The following is a 17,035-nucleotide window of genomic DNA, read 5'->3' on the forward strand; positions in this document are numbered from 1 at the left end:
CCTACCTTTAAGCGACATTGATTGCACGTATCGATTGGTAATAAATTTGATTCCGGCCTAATTGTTTCGCACGATACAACGCCTGATCGGCAATATTTAACAGTTCATCCTTCGTCATATTTTCAGCACGATATACCGTAATACCCAAACTAATAGTGACGTGATTTGAAACCTGTGATTTGGCATGTGGAATTTCTAAACGATCGATTGCTTTATAAATATTTGACGCTACCGCATAAGCACCATGCGCATCGGTTTCAGGCAGTAAAACCACAAACTCTTCACCACCATAACGTGCGACAAAATCCATATGTCGAATGGCATTTTTAATCGTTTTGGCAATCGTTGAAATGACCTCATCACCCTTCTGATGCCCATAGAAATCATTATAATTTTTAAAGTGGTCAACATCGATGAACAGCACAGCAAGTGCTGTATTGTTTTGTTTAGATTGCTCATAAAAAGTATCAAGCATTTCATCTAATGTGCGGCGATTGGATATTTTAGTTAGTTCGTCATGCTGACTAAGATGCAATAGCTCAGTGGTATGGATACGATGTATTTTCTCACTGATATCTGCACGTAACATATTTAAATAAATCATGCGTTCACGTGCGCAGAGCATTTTACTAACAGCAAAGCCCATCACACAGCTACCCATCAATACACGACCCATAACCATTGCATCAAATTGTACATACATTGAAAACAGCATCAGCATTGTAATCACTGCTGCCAACATGCCAACCATTAGCATGTGTATAGGTTTAACCCCTGTCAAAATATATCCCAAAATATAAATCATGCAGATGATCATCATCGCTTGATGCTTTAAGGCTTCGGTGTATACAGTCATGGTCAACCATGTCATCGATAGCACAGCCCAAAATACAATGAACATACTGGCATGGGCAAAATAAGCTTTGAGAATGTTATAACGCGAGAAGGCATAAAGCGTCAGCAAGCACAGTGCGCCATTAACCAAACCCAATAAACATTTAATAAAGTCATGGCTAAAATGTTCTTTTTGAATAATCCAGTAATCCCCAGGAATAATCAGGACAGTGAGAACAAAATAAGTTAGTACACCCATCCAAAAGTATTGGCTGATGTTATGACGGGCGCGTTGTAAATTGAGCGACCAAAATTGTTGCTCGAGTTTTTTCGGAAAAATTTCACCGACACGACGCGTTTGCCGTGTAATCAGTTCTTCTATTTTTTCCTTATCGTATTGCAACTTTGCAAGGTTATACTTGTATTCCATTTCCAAGCATTTATCTAATTCTTTTAGTGATTTAAAAATACCACAGTTTTCAAAATTTATTTATACCCACAATACCATTTGTCCTGAATTCTCGTTACCATTTTCACATTATATGCATTATCATTTGTATTATTTCAAAGTTCCGGGATCGCTGTGAATACGATTACTCTTCTTCAGCCAGATGATTGGCATGCACATTTACGTGATGGTTTAGCACTTGAGCGCACAGTTCCCGATTTAGCAAAACAATTCTCTCGTGCGATCTGCATGCCAAATACTGTTCCACCGGTTAAAACAGTGGAAGAAGCGAATGCCTATCGTGAACGTATCATGGCTCATGTACCTGAAGGCGTACACTTTGACCCACGCATGGTGTTGTATTTCACTGACAATACATCTCCAAGTGAAGTGAAAAAAATTAAAGAATCTGCACACGTCAATGCCATTAAACTTTACCCTGCGGGTGCAACCACAAACTCAGACAGTGGTGTCAGCGACATCAGTAAGGTCTATGCTGTGATTGAGCAACTAGAAGAACATCAAGTTCCTCTGCTTCTTCATGGTGAAGTGACACATAATCATGTGGATATTTTTGACCGTGAAAAACGCTTCTTAGATGAAGTGTTATCTCCACTGCTTAAACAATTTCCAAAATTAAAATTGGTGCTTGAACACATCACCACAAGTGAAGCTGCGCATTTTGTTCTAGAACAAGACCGTAACGTTGCTGCCACTATTACCCCGCAACATTTATTGTTTAACCGTAATGATATGTTAGTCGGTGGCATCAAGCCGCATTTCTACTGCTTACCAATTTTAAAGCGTCAAACACATCAGCAAACCTTACTTGAAGTAGCAACCAGTGCAAATCCTAAGTTTTTCTTAGGTACAGATAGCGCGCCGCACTCAAAAGATGCTAAAGAAAATGCATGTGGCTGTGCAGGATGTTATAGTGCACCTACAGCAATTGAGCTCTACGCTCAAGCATTTGATCAAGTCGGTAAAATCGACCGCTTAGAAGGTTTTGCAAGTCACTTTGGCGCAGACTTCTACGGACTCCCTCGTAATACCAATACCATTACCTTGGTAAAAGAAGATCAAGTGATCCCTGAAAGTTTAGACTATTTGGATGGCGAAAAAATTATTCCGTTATATGCGGGTAAGACCATTCAATGGAGAAAAGTGTGACAGATGAAACTCGACCAGTAGTTGGTCAACGTTTCCGTGGTTTTTTACCTGTTGTTGTCGATGTCGAGACAGCAGGTTTTAACTCACAGACCGATGCCTTACTGGAAATTGCAGCCATTCCAATTGTGTATGATGCAGAAGGGAAATTTGTGCCAGGTGAAGCTCACCATGCGCATATTAATCCGTTTGAAGGTGCGAATCTTGACCGTAGATCTTTAGATTTTATTGGTGTTGATCCATTTAACCCAATGCGTATGGCGATGGCAGAGGATGAGAAATCTGCGTTAAAGCGTATTTTTAAATCTGTAAATGAAGTACGTCGTCAACAAAACTGCACACATGCGGTATTAGTCGGTCATAACGCGCATTTTGACTTAGGTTTTGTACAAGCAGCAATTGCCCGTACCGGTACAAAAAATCAAAACCCTTTTCACAGTTTTTCCGTATTTGATACCGTAACTTTAAGTGCGGTGATGTTTGGTCAAACTGTACTTGCTAAATCGTGTATTCAAGCTGGAATTGAGTTTGATGGTAAAGAGGCTCACTCTGCCTTGTACGACACTCAAAAGACTGCTGAACTGTTCTGCTATATTTTGAACAAACTCGGCCCTCACCTACTTGACACTCTGGTGGCGGATCAATAAGATACCGCCATCTTCTAAACGTCCCTATCGTCTAGAGGCCTAGGACATCGCCCTTTCACGGCGGTAACCGGGGTTCGAATCCCCGTAGGGACGCCAATACTTCTTATCAAGCTCTTTCTTTTTTCTAATATTCATAACGAATGAATATTCTTAAATTACCTCTATTTCTATCTTAATTCTCATTGATTGAATTTCTGTGTATTAAAAAAACATTTATTGCAAATAATTCTCATTTCTATTGATTATTCTTGTAAAGTTAATGATAATCGCTATCGTTTTTATCTGCATAATTGTTGACAGCCATGCGCTTTGCCTATTCTCCCCTTAATATCGCAATTTTGACTGCTTTAGCATCTCAAACGTATGCAAATGAAAGCCAGATCACCGAAGAAATCAAAACCAATACGGTGTCGATGACACCTATTGAGGTTGAAGTTAAAGCCAAACAAGAAGTTGGTAAAACTGTTTATAGCAAAGAAGATTTAGAAAAAACGCCGAATAGCTCTAAAAACATCACTGACTTTTTAAAAGTTAATCCGAATGTACAGTTTAGCCAAAGCCAAAATGCTTCTGGATCTCAAGCAGAACTTAAACCAGCAGAAATTTCAATTAATGGTGCACAGACCTTTCAAAACAATTTTATAGTCAATGGTGTTTCTAATAACTTATTGATTAATCCGACAGATTCTGAATCCAATACAATGCACAGCTTTGGTACTGGCTCACAAGCTATGGCTGTCAACACAGATCTACTATGTTCGCTTGAAGTCTTAGATAGCAATGTTTCTGCTGCTTATGGTCAGTTTACAGGTGGTGTAATTAATGCAAAAACATGTGCACCTAACACTGAAATTGGTAAAATTCATGGTTCGATTACATATGACTATACTGAAAGTGATTGGGCTAGATATAATATTATTAGCCAAAAAGAACAAGATTTATTTGAAGAACCGAGTGAAGCCAATCAAAAAGAATATACAAAACAAGGCCTAAGCACAAATATCTACGGAAAGCTTTCAGAACAATGGGGCTTTAATAGTTATGCATCAAAAAGAACCTCAGTTATACCTGTTTTAAGTGGTTTCGATAGCCCTAAAAAAATTGATCAGGAACGAAAAAACATTAATCTTGGAACAACTTTGTTCTACTCACCTTCAGAAACAACTAAAGCTAAATTTGGCTTCGATTATGGGATCTTAGATAGTCTCAATTATGCAGATAGTCGCCGAAATTCAGAAAGTACACTTGAAACCGAGACCGTAACCTTATTTTCTGAACTCGAACACCGGTTTGGCCCAGCAACACTCACTCATAAACTCAATTTCCAGAACTCTGATAGTAACCGCCAATCGGATAAAAATTACGGCTTGATCTGGCATTTTGCCGAAGGCAGTAAAGATTGGACAGACTCAAAAACTGTTTCAGAGGGGACTATGCTAGGACAATTAGAGCAAAATCAGACGGCCTTAAGTTATGATGCCCAAGCTGCTTTCGATTTATTTAAAATAGGACAAACACAACACAATATCCTCGCTGGCGTTGGTTACAGCCATGCAGAAGTTGATTGGAGGCGTGCTTCAGATGTATTAATCACTAATAGTAATTCAACAAATCTTAAAAATTTAGGTAATTATACTTGCCTACCAGATGACTTATTATGTGACACCAATACAACTATACAAGGTTGGACAGGACAATATTTTGCATTAGCATCAATTTATAAAGCTGGTCAATTTTCGGCGCAACAAGACCGTTTCAATGCATTTATTGAAGACAATATTCAGTGGTCAGATCACTTTTCAACACGTTTCGGTATTCGGGCAGACTATGATTCTTTAAGCTCTAATTTTAACATTGCCCCGCGTAGTTCAATGTCTTACAAACCTTTTCAAGATGACAGACTGCACATTTTAGCTGGATGGAACCGATACTATGGACAGCAAACTTTAGGTACAGAACTTAATGATGCAATGGGAGAGTTATTGTATAAGGCAACACGTCCAAACCCTGAAACTGATTGGGTTGAATCTATGTCTAGTTCTTCAACTTCTACACGCCGCTCAGAACTTAAGACACCATTTAGTGATGAAACAGTTTTTGGGATTAATAGCCAGATTAAAAATTGGGATTTAGATCTAAAATGGGTTAATCGTAAGTATCAAGATGAAATATCCCGCAACCGTACAGACATTCCTCAAGATGGGTTCAATTTTTCTTACGAATATGCCAATGATGGACATGGTGAAGCAGACATCTATTCTTTGACACTAAAAAACCGAGAGCCATTCAATATTGCAGGTACGCAGCATTTATTTGCATTAGGTTTTGACTATAGTGAAATATTCCGTAGCTATATTGACTATACATCTGAATATAAAGATGCCGAACAAGACCGCTTAATTTCTTATGATGGTAAAATAATTCAATGGGCCGACCGTCCTGCGCAAAATTTTAATCAACCTTGGACTGCTCGCATTAACTGGGACATTGCTTTTGATTCAGCCCCAATAAAACTATCAAACTATTTTAGTTACAAAGATAGTTATGACGACATGATTTCAAATGGAAAGATTGACTATAACGGTTCAAAAATCGACTCTTATATTGCTTCTGAAATTAAACCTAAGTTTACTTGGGATATGCGAACAACTTATGACATAAATTTAGGTAAAGATTTAAAAGCAATTTTTGGTCTCACTATTAATAATGTAACGAATCGCATTAATACCTATGTAACTGGAGCAACAAGTACTTCAAGTACGCCTCGAGTTATGACTGAAATTGGGCGACAATTCATTGCTGATGTAACGTTCAAATTCTAAAGTAATCAAAGAGCTCTAAGGTGCTATTTTTATTTATGAAATAAGCTCTATATAAATTTAAATAACAGTATCCTGATATTTACCAACTCATACTTTCAAAACTTGAACAGGAAAACCTAAAACTTTAATTACTTTCAGTCTGACTCGTTTTGTTTATAATGAAGCAATACGTTTTTCAATGTTAGTTAACCTCATGCTTAAAAAGTTGCTCTTGGTTTTAGCCATTTTATTTCCATCTGCACTGTATATTTATATTGTCAGTCGTGATAATACCCCTGCTCCAGCTACGGAACATGCTGAACCGAAAGCCGCTTCTGAATCACAGTTTCAGACACCCGATCACTAAGTAGTGATAATACCCCTGCTCCAGCTACGGAACATGCTGAACCGAAAGCCGCTTCTGAATCACAGTTTCAGACACCCGATCACTAAGTAGTGATCGGCTTTAAATATCAAGATTTTAGATTAATATTCTCACATTATAAGAAAAATACGATTTATCTCATATTTCATTCCAATCAATCATAAAATACATCTTTCTAAACACTTATTTTCACTATGCAATCTCCCCCAGAACCTTCGCAGTCTTCATCTGCAGAGGGACATAGTCCATCGCTAAAAAGAGCGATGACGACTCGTCACCTCGTTATGCTTTCTCTTGGCGGTGCCATTGGTACTGGCTTATTCATGGGTTCAGGTGAAGTAATTTCACAAGCCGGCCCACTCGGTGCAGTCCTTGCCTATATTATTGGCGGCTTAATTGCCTATATGGTTATGCTCTGTTTAGGTGAATTGGCTGTACATTTACCTGTTTCAGGCTCCTTTGGTGCATTTGCAACGAACTATATTGGCCCAGGTACAGGTTATATGGTCTCGTGGATGTATTGGCTTGGCTGGTCTGCGACGCTTGGAACAGAATTCACCGCAGCCGCGATTCTTATGCAGGAGTGGTTTCCACAAACTTCAATTTGGTTATGGACACTAATCTTTGCTTCAGGGGTATTGTTCTCAAATTTAAGCTCTACACGTACTTTTGCTGAATCAGAGTTTTGGTTGTCGATGGTGAAAGTCGCAACTGTGCTGCTATTCATTATTCTTGGTTTTGCTTGCATCTTCGGTTTTGTACCTTTCCAAGGTTATGAATCTGCACCGATGTTCCATAATTTAACTGAACACGGTTGGCTCCCAAATGGTTTATTTCCCCTGTTTGCAACTTTGCTGATTGTGAACTTTGCCTTTAATGGTACAGAAATGATCGGTATTGCTGCTGGCGAAACTGAAAATCCTGAAAAGAATGTACCGAAAGCCATTCATGCAGCCGTTTGGCGTCTCATCATTTTCTTTGTCGGCACAATCATTGTGATCAGCTCGTTATTAACCTACACCGATGCTGGCTTAAATGTAGGTGGTCATGGTGGTTTAAGTAGCAGTCCTTTTGTATCAGTTTTCAACCTGATGGGGATTCCATACGCGGAAGACTTTATTCGATTCGTCATTATTACAGCCTTACTTTCTACTGCGAACTCAGGCCTTTATGCTGCTTCACGCATGATGTGGGCACTGTCTGCGCAAAAACAATTGCCACGCGTATTTGGTAAATTGAGCAAATCGGGTGTGCCTTACGTTGCTGTATTAGTTACCATGATCGGTGGCCTACCAGGCTTGCTTTCAGAGCAATTTGGCGCAGATGTGATCTTTAAAAACTTAATGGGTGTCGCGGCATTCACCATGGTCATCGTTTGGATGAGTATTTGTTGGAGTCAGTTCAACTTCCGTCGCCAATGGCTCAAACAAGGTCATCGTGTATCTGAACTTAAATTCCGTACACCTTGGTTCCCATTGGTACCTATTTTAGGTTTTGTTTGTTGTACTGCAACTGGCTTAAGTATGGCGGCAGACCCTGAAATGCTCTCTGGTTTCATCGGCTGCTTGCTGTTCATGGCAGCATGCTATGCAGGTTATTACTGGTTATACCATAATAAAAATTAATCTTATCTAAGCTTTTATTCAGTGAATCTGACCAATCTCAGGTTCACTTTTTAAATGGCAAATCCTCTGTTTGTACTATTTTTTTAATTCACTACATGATCGCTGCATATTTCTCATTTTATGAGAAAGCTAAAATTATTTATTGATACATCTAACTTAGACCTTTTAAGGATTAAAAATTCAGTTTATGTGTATGAATAACAAACGAATAAATCGTATTTTTCAAAATTTCCTTTGACTCAGTCTCTATTTATCCATAACATACAAGCACCTCAAAACGTCCCTATCGTCTAGAGGCCTAGGACATCGCCCTTTCACGGCGGTAACCGGGGTTCGAATCCCCGTAGGGACGCCAATTCTTCTGTCAGCTCTGACAAACAATCAGTTTATTTATCTATAAATTATATTAATTGATTGCAGAACAGTAACATTGTTCACTACAATTACTCGCTTCATTTCTTGATTTTTCCTTTTACTCTATGCAGTCATCTCATTCTCCGAATGATGCTTCGCATCAGGGCAATTCTGCGCCGTTAAAACGCGCTATGAGTACTCGACATCTGGTAATGATTTCGCTTGGCGGCGCAATCGGTACTGGTCTATTTTTAGGTTCGGGTGAAGTCATTGCACAAACGGGGCCTGTAGGTGCCATTCTTTCGTATTTTTTAGGCGGTGTAATCGCCTACATGGTGATGCTTTGCTTAGGTGAGCTCGCTGTGCATATGCCTGAATCTGGCTCATTTGGCGCTTATGCTAAACGCTATATTGGTCCAGGCACAGGTTATACCATCACTTGGTTATATTGGCTGACATGGTCAGTTACCCTAGGAACTGAATTTACTGCTGCAGCACTGCTCATGCAGGAATGGTTCCCAGACAGTTCCATGTGGATGTGGACTTTAATCTTTGGTGCTTTTGTATTTAGCTTAAATATGATTTCAACCAAATGGTTTGCTGAATCTGAATTCTGGTTAGCTTTGATTAAAGTAATCACCGTAGTTGCTTTTATCGTGCTCGGCTTAATGGCTATCTTTGGTTTTATTGGCTATCAAGGTCAAGAAACAGCACCGCTCTTTAGTAATCTTACCGCACAAGGTTGGTTCCCTGAAGGCTTGTTCCCAATTTTCACGACCATGTTAATTGTTAACTTTGCTTTCTCAGGTACTGAACTCATTGGTGTTGCTGCCGGTGAAACCAAAGACCCTGCTAAAAATGTACCGAAAGCGATTAACACAGCAATTTTCCGCTTGTTGATTTTCTTTGTGGGTACCATTGTGGTCGTTACTTGCTTATTACCACATCAAGAAGCAGGTCTTGGTGGTGATGGCGTCAGTAGCTCACCATTTGTTGCGGTATTCCAACATATCGGTATTCCTTATGCTGAAGATGTAATCCGCTTTGTCATTATTACTGCGCTTTTATCTGCTGCGAACTCAGGACTATTTGCAGCATCACGCATGATGTGGTCTTTGTCTTATAAGAAGCAATTACCAGCCGTGTTCTCTCGTGTAAATGCACGTGGTATTCCGTATGTTGCAGTGATTGTAACAATGATTGGTGGCTTACCAGGATTATTGTCTGAGCAATTTGCCCCTGAAACGATTTTCACTAATCTTTTAGGAATTGCTGCATTTACCATGGTTGTGGTTTGGATGAGTATTTGCTTAAGTCAGTTTAACTTCCGTCGCCAATGGTATAAGGAAGGCAAAACTGCCAAAGATCTAGGCTTTGCCGCACCACTCTTCCCAATTGTTCCAATCCTTGGCTTCGTGTTCTGTTTCATTACCTGTATCAGTATGGTATTTGATCCAAGTATGCGTATTAGCTTCTTTGGTTGTTTGGCATTTATTGCTGTGTGTTATGCCAGTTACTATACTTTCTACCACAACAAATCTTAATTTGATTTGAGTTTTACAAAGAGCAACTTCGGTTGCTCTTTTTTTATCACTATACTGCAAGGGAAACATCAATACATTAAGCATCCCATGAGGTGCACTATGAATGTTATCTTTATCCATGGCATGAATCAGCAACAGCAGACAGCCGCATCGTTACAACAACATTGGCTAGACATTTTAGAACAAGGTTTAATTCAAGCGCATCAGCAGGCAGCATTTCCATACTTCAAAAAAATGCTCACATGCCTTTTTATGGAGACTTACTCACGCGCTATCATTTAGAAAACACATTAAATGCAAGTACGCTTATGCCTCAGGTCTGGTCTCATTTGCCCTTTTTCCATCCTACGCACCCACTAAAACAAACCAAGATAATTAACAATAATGAAAATATTAAAAAGAGCATTTTCTACTCAAAAATCTTTGATGCTTTAAAATTTAGCCCGACCTTAAAAACTTTCTCAGCCCAAAGCAAAGACTTAGTACTGCATGATTTTTCATTTGTGCTGAATTACTTTCCCAAACTTCATGCGAGCTTACTGCACAAATTTTTAGTTGAAACATATTTATATTTATCCAACCCACATTTTATTCATGCGGTGCATACACGTATCCATGAGCAATTACACAATCATAAAACATCAGTGATTGTGGCTCATTCCCTAGGTTCGGTCATTGCATATCATTTTTTACTGCTTCATCCTGAACTTAAAATTCAACGTTTTATAAGTTTAGGCTCACCTTTAGCTTTTCGCGTGATCCAAACGTATTTTCCACAGCCGCTTCAACATCCTGATGCAATTTTAGGCGATTGGATAAATTTTTATTCACATGATGATTTTCTCAGCAGCTTCCCACTCATAAAACCAACTTTTGATTTTAAACCCGCAATTATCAACCATCAAATTCGGACAGATATTCATCATCCACATGATATTCAAAATTATTTACAACATCCTGAAGTGATCCAAGCACTCTTAGATACGATTAAAAATTCAGCATAAAATCTGTATTTTTCAAACAAATTTATCAAATTGTTTTAAATTTATGCACTCAACACGGAAAAGCTAAATTATTTGTGGAAAAGCGTTTGACACCCCCTGATTTTCAACCTAATATACGCCCACCTCTGAAACGTCCCTATCGTCTAGAGGCCTAGGACATCGCCCTTTCACGGCGGTAACCGGGGTTCGAATCCCCGTAGGGACGCCAATTTTCAGAAGTAGATTTTTTAAGTCCCTATCGTCTAGAGGCCTAGGACATCGCCCTTTCACGGCGGTAACCGGGGTTCGAATCCCCGTAGGGACGCCATTACTTCAAACTTAAAGTAACGGTTTAAAATTTATTTTCTGTACTGTCCCTATCGTCTAGAGGCCTAGGACATCGCCCTTTCACGGCGGTAACCGGGGTTCGAATCCCCGTAGGGACGCCATATTTAAGATGGCAACATCTGATAAAAAAGCCCAAGCATTTAAGACTTGGGCTTTTTTATGGCTTTAATTGCTAAAAACTTGCTGTAAATATTTCGACTCATAAATGGCTTTGGGCGCAATCACTGTTTCATTCAATGGAACTTGTTGTCCATAACGCTGCTGCATCAGTTTTTGTACTGAAGCTTGTTTTAAATCAAATTGTTTTAAATGTTGTAGCGGTGCAAGTTGTATTCCCAAAGCATCATCATACGCTTTCCAAATAATTTCAGAACAATAGATGGCTCGGTTTGACCATTCAAAATAAATATCATACGGTCGCCCCAGATACTGCTCAGCATTCTTCACTAACTTTTGTTTTTGCTGAGTGTTTAAAGAAGATTTCATTCTTTTCACCACATAATGCCCTTTTACACCACGCGCAATCCATTTATTTAGTGGTGTATATTGCACAGGTTGTATCGCCTCCAAGGCCCAAGTTTTTCCATCTTTATTCACAATCATCCCCATATGACTATAGGGTGAATGAGTCGCTTGCTGAATGACTAAACTTTGCTGCGATTTAGAAATATGAAAAATAATATCCCCAGTTTGAAACTGAGGATGTGCAAATAAAAGCGAACTAAACGTGGAAAGGACAAATAATAGAAAAAATCTGATTGGCATTCTGTTTTTATCATCATGGCTTAAAATGGAATGATCACCCCAACTCAAGTTGTGATCATTCCTAAATTAACATCTGTAGGCAAATCTTAAAATGATTAAACCAGCTAAGCTGACTTACGTGAATTTACCTGCCCTTTAATGACCGCTGTTAAATTACCTTTAAGATATTTAAAGAATACTTTAAGCGGAGATAGTTTAGGATTTGGCTGTTTACCTTCACCAATCGATTTAAACTGAGCCGCATACCAAATAATTTCCATGATGGCCATTTTATCAATCATAGGAATGCCCGTTTTAATTTTGTCTACGCCATAGCGGACATCCTGCCCCGCCAATAGACGATCAGCTAAGTCTACCTCCACTGCAAATGGGCGTGCAATCCCGACAAAGTCACATGCGCCACTGTCTAATGCTGCATTCATGCCTGTAACCGTTCTAAAGCCACCCGTCACCATCAAGGCACACTTCACTTCTTGACGAATATTAGCAGCGAAGTCGAGGAAATAAGCTTCACGTGCAATGGTACTGGCTTTACGCTTATCTTCTTTCGCACCGGCCATGGCAGGAGCTTCATAAGTCCCCCCCGATACCTCAATCATATCAATACCAGCAGCATCAACAGCCTTAAAGACATCAATCACATCTTGTTCTGAAATACCACCACGCTGAAAGTCAGCAGAATTTAATTTAACTGAGATAATAAAATCGCCTGAAGTTGCTGTGCGCACAGCTTTATAAACTTCAAGCAAAAAACGCATTCGGTTTTCATTCGAACCGCCCCATTGGTCTTGACGCTTATTGGTTAAAGGTGAGAGGAACTGACTAATCAAATAACCATGTGCACCATGGAGTTGAACACCTTCAAATCCGGCCTTTTCACATAGCTTTGCTGCTGTTGCAAAACGTTGGATAATATCGAAAATTTCATCCTCACGTAATTCACGTGGTGTACCAAAAGTGGTTGCTAGCATCGGACTAAATGGTACCGCTGATGGTGCTACAGTTTCTCGATTTAATCCTTTCGGACATTGACGACCTGGATGCGACAGTTGAACCAATTGCACCATGCCGTGCTTCTTGCCTAGCTCAGCCCACTGTGTTAACTGTGCTAAATCTCGCTCAGTTTCAGCGACAACAACCCCAGGCTCATTTTTAGCACGAAAATCCACCATGACATTACCCGTAATGGCACAGCCTAAACCACCCTTCGCCCAAGCTTCATATAACCCAAAATGTAAGTGATTGGGTTGGCCTGCGGTATTGGCCAATGCTTCACTCATTGCACCTTTGATGATGCGATTTTTAAATGTGGTATTACGAATTTTAAAGCTTTCAGCTAAATGGCTCATGGCAATGTCCAAAATGAAATAATAAGTCCTGAATATTTACTCTAATTATTATTTTCTAAAGGTCAAGGATATTTTGACAATGACACTTGTCAAAATATCCATAAGTTTGATTTTAGTATTGGCTGGCTTCAATTAACTTACGTGTGTAATCGGTTTGCGGATGCGCAAACAGATCTGTAGTATTTTGAAACTCCAGCACTTGAGCATGACGTAAGACCAAGACTTTTTGGCAGAGCGCTCTGACCACTTGCAAATCATGACTGATAAATAAATAGCTGATGTTAAATTCTTGCTGTAAACGTCGCAGCAGTTTAACAATCGAACGCTGTGTAGTTCGATCCAACGCCGAAGTCGGTTCATCTAAAATCAGCAGCTTAGGTCGTAGCACCAATGCGCGCGCTAAGGCAATACGTTGCCGTTGCCCACCTGAAAGTTCATGCGGATAACGCTGTTTAAATGAAATTGGCAGCTCCACTTTTTCTAAAGCTTCATCAATACATTGACCAATTTCAACTGCCGATAACTGCTTTAACGCCAGACCCTCACCAATGGTTTGTTCAACATTTAAACGTGGATTCAGACTACTAAATGGATCTTGGAAGACAATTTGAAATTTACTCCGTAAAGGTCGCAATTGTTTTTCAGACAAATGATTTATGGATTGGCCTTGAAGGAAGATATCACCATCACTTTCAATTAAACGGGCAATGGCAAGGGCTAAAGCGCTTTTACCCGAACCACTCTCCCCGACAATACCAATGGATTCCCCTTCAGCCACACTCAAATCTAAAGGTTCAACAGCAACCACATAATTTTTTATTCGATTGAGCAAGCCCTGTTTAATCGGGAATTTCACCCCAACTTGTTTCAACTGTAAAACGGTCTGTTCTGAATGCGTCTGAATCACTTCACCAAAATCATGGTCCAATAAACTACGCGTATACGCTTGTTTCGGTTGCTGAAAAATATCCTGTACTGAACCCTGTTCTTCGACAATGCCTTGATTCATGACAATCACCTGATCGGCATAGCGTTTGACTAAGTTTAGATCGTGGCTAATCAGAATTATCGCCATGTTGCGCTGCTGCTGTAAGGATTTAAGCAGGTTTAAAATTTGCGCCTGCAAAGTCACATCCAAAGCGGTGGTCGGTTCATCAGCAATTAATATCTCAGGATCAAGTGCCAATGCCATCGCAATCATCACCCGTTGACGCTGCCCACCTGAAAGTTCGTGTGGATATCGACGCAATTTTTCTTCAGGTTCAGGAATACCGACATCTGTTAATAATTCGATGACTCGTTGTCGCGTTTTGGCTTTAGACCACCCTTGCAACAGCAAAGTTTCACCAATGATTTTTTCCACTCGATGCAAGGGATTCAGCGCGGTCATCGGCTCCTGAAAAATCATAGCAATCTTTTGCCCCCGAATCTTGCGATGCTGTGCACTACTCAAACCAAGCAATGCCTGCCCCTCAAATTGCACATTGCCTTGAATACGTAAATTGCGCGGCAGCAAGCCTAAAATAGCGAGGCTGCTGATGGATTTCCCGGAACCACTTTCCCCGACAATCGCTAGCGTTTCACCGGCATGCAAACGAAAGTTCAGATCTTGCACCAAAACCTGCTGCTGATGTGCAATGTTTAAATGCTCAACACAGAGTACTTCTTGATATGCATCATTCTTATTATTGGCGTCTTGGATCGAATGCATCTCGAGTCGCCTCCCCAACATAAATCAATAAAGACAGCACGATGGTTAAAGTAAAGAAACCCGATAAAGCTAGCCAAGGCGCGCTCAAGTTATTTTTACCTTGAAGTAATAATTCACCTAAAGATGCCGCATCTGGCGGTAAGCCATATCCCAAGAAATCCAAAGCAGTCAGTGCAGTAATATTTGCAGTTAACATGAAGGGGAATTGCGACAAACTGGAACTCACAGCATTTGGTAAAATATGCCTGAACATGATAGTGCGATCGGTCACCCCCAAACTGCGGGCTGCACGGACATAATCAAAATTTCGCGCACGCAAAAATTCCGCACGCACCAATCCCACCAAGGTTGGCCAGCCAAAAAGCAGCATAATCACAAAAAGCCAATATACGCTTGGAGTAAACATGCTGACCAAAATCATCACCATGAACAACATCGGCAAACCGCCCCAGACTTCCAATATGCGCTGTCCAATCAGATCCACCCAACCGCCGTAATAGCCTTGCACAGCACCGACCATGATGCCCAATATCGCAGAGGCAATCGTCAACGCAAAACCAAATAATAAAGACACCCGTAAACCATAAAGAATACGCGCCAACACATCGCGTCCTTGGTCATCCGTACCCAACCAGTTTTGTGCAGTCGGTGCAGATGGCACAGGTACTGCCAATTCTAAATTTGGGGTTTGGTAGGAAAATTTAATCAGCGGCCAGACCGCCCAACCTTTATCGTTAATCAGCTGTTGAACGACTGGATCTTTATAATCTGCTTCGGTTTCAAACACTCCACCAAACGTGGTTTCTGGATAGGTCTTGAGAACCGGCATATAGAGGGATTGATCGTACTTGACTAACAAAGGCTTATCATTAGCAATCAATTCTGCTGCCAAGGACAAAACAAAAATCAGGGCAAAAACAATAAAGCAGCCAAACCCAAGTTTATTTTCTTTAAATCGTTGTAAACGTGCTTGCATAATTGGAGACATTATTTTGCCCCCTGTGAATCAAAGTTAATACGCGGATCAATAATTTGATACATCACATCACTGATTAAACGCAGGATCAGCCCCATTAACGTAAAGATGAATAATGTGCCAAAAATAACAGGATAATCACGTTGTACAATTGCTTCAAAGCCCAATAAACCCAAACCATCTAAGTTAAAAATAATCTCAATAAACAGGTTACCAACAAAGAAAATGCCAATCAGCGCTTCAGGTAAGCCAGCAATCACAATCAACATGGCATTGCGAAATACATGCCCATACAACACTCTTGATTCGGTTAAGCCTTTAGATCGCGCCGCCAAGACATATTGTTTATTCAATTCGTCCATAAAAGAATATTTGGTCAGATAGGTTAAACTCGCAAAACTACCAATCACCATGGCAAATAAAGGCAACGCCATATGCCAAAAATAATCCACAATTTTGCCCAACACACTCAGTTCGGCAAAGTTTTCAGAAACTAAGCCTTGTAACGGGAACCATTGAAAATAAGAACCACCGGCAAAAAATACAATGAGCAAAATCGCAAAAGCAAACGCCGGAATGGCATAACCAATCGCCAATAAAATAGAGGTGCTTTTATCAAACAACATGCCATGTTGACGAGCTTTTTTAATCCCTAATGGTATGGAAACCAAATAAATCAGCAATGTACTCCACAACCCCAAAGACAAGGACACCGGCAATTTTTCCCAAAGCAATTGTGTCACCGCCTTATCTTTAAAATAACTGGTACCAAAATCGAGGGTTAAATAACCTTTCAACATTAACCAAAAACGCTCCAACAGCGGTTTATCAAAACCATATTGCGCTTCAATTTTTGCGACCATTTCTTCACTTAAGCCTTTGGCACCTTGATATTTGATGCTAGACGTTGCTGTTTCGCCACCGCTCGTTGTCCCAATACCCTGAAAAGCTTCGGCTTGCTGAATTGCTTGCTCAACTGGCCCACCCGGAGCAATCTGAATTACCACAAAGTTAATCAATAAAATGAAAAACAACGTCGGAATAATCAGGAGCAAACGCTTTAATATATATGTGCCCATGTTTAAGATGACTTTCCTT

The 17,035-nt window shown here is 40.1% G+C and carries 12 protein-coding genes, 5 tRNA genes and 1 pseudogene; 12 read left to right on the forward strand and 6 right to left on the reverse strand.

The annotated features are described in order from the left end of the window. Positions 1 to 7: 7 nt before the first annotated feature. A complete protein-coding gene (locus A9J31_RS11710) occupies positions 8 to 1,264 on the reverse strand; it encodes a GGDEF domain-containing protein (RefSeq protein ID WP_067766002.1) in 1,257 nt (418 codons plus the stop codon). Between the two features lie 153 nt (positions 1,265 to 1,417). Here A9J31_RS11710 and pyrC point away from each other — a divergent pair, with 153 nt between their 5' ends. From pyrC to A9J31_RS11770, 12 genes and pseudogenes are all read left to right on the forward strand, one after another. After that, complete coding sequence (pyrC, locus tag A9J31_RS11715; RefSeq protein WP_067766005.1) at positions 1,418 to 2,452, forward strand: dihydroorotase; 1,035 nt, start codon at positions 1,418 to 1,420, stop codon at positions 2,450 to 2,452. Next, positions 2,437 to 3,096 (forward strand): ribonuclease T, encoded by a 660-nt coding sequence (gene rnt / locus A9J31_RS11720; protein WP_067766008.1) that lies wholly within the window; start codon positions 2,437 to 2,439, stop codon positions 3,094 to 3,096. The genes pyrC and rnt overlap by 16 nt, the downstream gene beginning before the upstream one ends. A gap of 20 nt (positions 3,097 to 3,116) precedes the next feature. Further along, positions 3,117 to 3,192, forward strand: a tRNA-Glu gene (locus tag A9J31_RS11725). A 206-nt stretch (positions 3,193 to 3,398) separates the two neighbouring features. Next, on the forward strand, positions 3,399 to 5,918 hold the full coding sequence (locus A9J31_RS11730) for a TonB-dependent receptor plug domain-containing protein (protein ID WP_067766011.1): 2,520 nt from the start codon (positions 3,399 to 3,401) through the stop codon (positions 5,916 to 5,918). 193 nt (positions 5,919 to 6,111) lie between these two features. Then, positions 6,112 to 6,264: a hypothetical protein gene (locus A9J31_RS15720; protein WP_167348723.1), complete on the forward strand. Its 153-nt coding sequence runs from the start codon at positions 6,112 to 6,114 to the stop codon at positions 6,262 to 6,264. Between the two features lie 212 nt (positions 6,265 to 6,476). Continuing rightward, positions 6,477 to 7,907, forward strand: coding sequence for an amino acid permease (locus tag A9J31_RS11735; RefSeq protein ID WP_067766014.1), 1,431 nt, complete (start codon positions 6,477 to 6,479; stop codon positions 7,905 to 7,907). A 279-nt stretch (positions 7,908 to 8,186) separates the two neighbouring features. After that, positions 8,187 to 8,262, forward strand: a tRNA-Glu gene (locus A9J31_RS11740). A gap of 124 nt (positions 8,263 to 8,386) precedes the next feature. Then, complete coding sequence (locus tag A9J31_RS11745; RefSeq protein WP_067766018.1) at positions 8,387 to 9,805, forward strand: amino acid permease; 1,419 nt, start codon at positions 8,387 to 8,389, stop codon at positions 9,803 to 9,805. Positions 9,806 to 9,904: 99 nt separating this feature from the next. After that, positions 9,905 to 10,809: pseudogene (locus A9J31_RS11755) on the forward strand (alpha/beta fold hydrolase). 132 nt (positions 10,810 to 10,941) lie between these two features. Further along, a tRNA-Glu gene (locus A9J31_RS11760) sits at positions 10,942 to 11,017 on the forward strand. Positions 11,018 to 11,040: 23 nt separating this feature from the next. Beyond that, positions 11,041 to 11,116: transfer RNA gene (locus A9J31_RS11765), tRNA-Glu, on the forward strand. Positions 11,117 to 11,161: 45 nt separating this feature from the next. Next, positions 11,162 to 11,237 (forward strand) — tRNA-Glu (locus A9J31_RS11770). A 64-nt stretch (positions 11,238 to 11,301) separates the two neighbouring features. On the opposite strand, the gene A9J31_RS11775 is transcribed toward A9J31_RS11770, so the two are convergent. The 5 genes from A9J31_RS11775 to A9J31_RS11795 form a co-directional block, all read right to left on the reverse strand. After that, the gene (locus A9J31_RS11775) at positions 11,302 to 11,901 is read right to left on the reverse strand and encodes a YiiX family permuted papain-like enzyme (protein ID WP_067766312.1); all 600 of its coding nucleotides are present in this window, start codon (positions 11,899 to 11,901) and stop codon (positions 11,302 to 11,304) included. A gap of 104 nt (positions 11,902 to 12,005) precedes the next feature. Continuing rightward, positions 12,006 to 13,250 carry an NADH:flavin oxidoreductase/NADH oxidase family protein gene (locus A9J31_RS11780; RefSeq protein ID WP_067766027.1) on the reverse strand — a complete coding sequence of 415 codons (1,245 nt, stop codon included), beginning with the start codon at positions 13,248 to 13,250 and terminating at the stop codon, positions 12,006 to 12,008. Between the two features lie 112 nt (positions 13,251 to 13,362). Next, positions 13,363 to 14,961, reverse strand: a complete 1,599-nt coding sequence (locus A9J31_RS11785; RefSeq protein ID WP_067766030.1) for an ABC transporter ATP-binding protein — start codon at positions 14,959 to 14,961, stop codon at positions 13,363 to 13,365. After that, positions 14,936 to 15,949, reverse strand: a complete 1,014-nt coding sequence (locus A9J31_RS11790; RefSeq protein WP_067766032.1) for an ABC transporter permease — start codon at positions 15,947 to 15,949, stop codon at positions 14,936 to 14,938. The genes A9J31_RS11785 and A9J31_RS11790 overlap by 26 nt, the downstream gene beginning before the upstream one ends. Further along, positions 15,949 to 17,016 (reverse strand): microcin C ABC transporter permease YejB, encoded by a 1,068-nt coding sequence (locus A9J31_RS11795; RefSeq protein WP_067766035.1) that lies wholly within the window; start codon positions 17,014 to 17,016, stop codon positions 15,949 to 15,951. Before A9J31_RS11795 ends, A9J31_RS11790 begins: the two co-directional genes overlap by 1 nt. Positions 17,017 to 17,035 lie beyond the last annotated feature (19 nt).

It is taken from the genome of Acinetobacter gandensis (genome assembly GCF_001678755.1).
Classification (GTDB): Bacteria; Pseudomonadota; Gammaproteobacteria; order Pseudomonadales; family Moraxellaceae; genus Acinetobacter; species Acinetobacter gandensis.